This is a genomic window from Pseudomonas kitaguniensis, assembly GCF_049199985.1.
Taxonomy (GTDB): domain Bacteria; phylum Pseudomonadota; class Gammaproteobacteria; order Pseudomonadales; family Pseudomonadaceae; genus Aquipseudomonas; species Aquipseudomonas kitaguniensis.
This window is the reverse complement of record NZ_JBLZPT010000067.1, coordinates 1-264: the sequence shown is the minus strand read 5'-3', so window position 1 is coordinate 264 and position 264 is coordinate 1. Positions and strand designations below refer to the sequence as shown.

At 49.2% G+C, this 264-nt stretch carries 1 rRNA gene; it reads right to left on the bottom strand.

The window, feature by feature from the left end:
* Window positions 1-264, bottom strand: a 23S ribosomal RNA gene (locus ACOZK9_RS27380); the annotation flags it as partial.

Sequence of the window (264 nt, the reverse complement as noted above, 5' to 3'; positions counted from 1 at the left end):
GTTTCGGGTCTATTCCCAGCGACTAGACGCCCTATTAAGACTCGCTTTCGCTACGCCTCCCCTATTCGGTTAAGCTCGCCACTGAAAATAAGTCGCTGACCCATTATACAAAAGGTACGCAGTCACCTAACAAAGTAGGCTCCCACTGCTTGTACGCATACGGTTTCAGGATCTATTTCACTCCCCTCTCCGGGGTTCTTTTCGCCTTTCCCTCACGGTACTAGTTCACTATCGGTCAGTCAGTAGTATTTAGCCTTGGAGGAT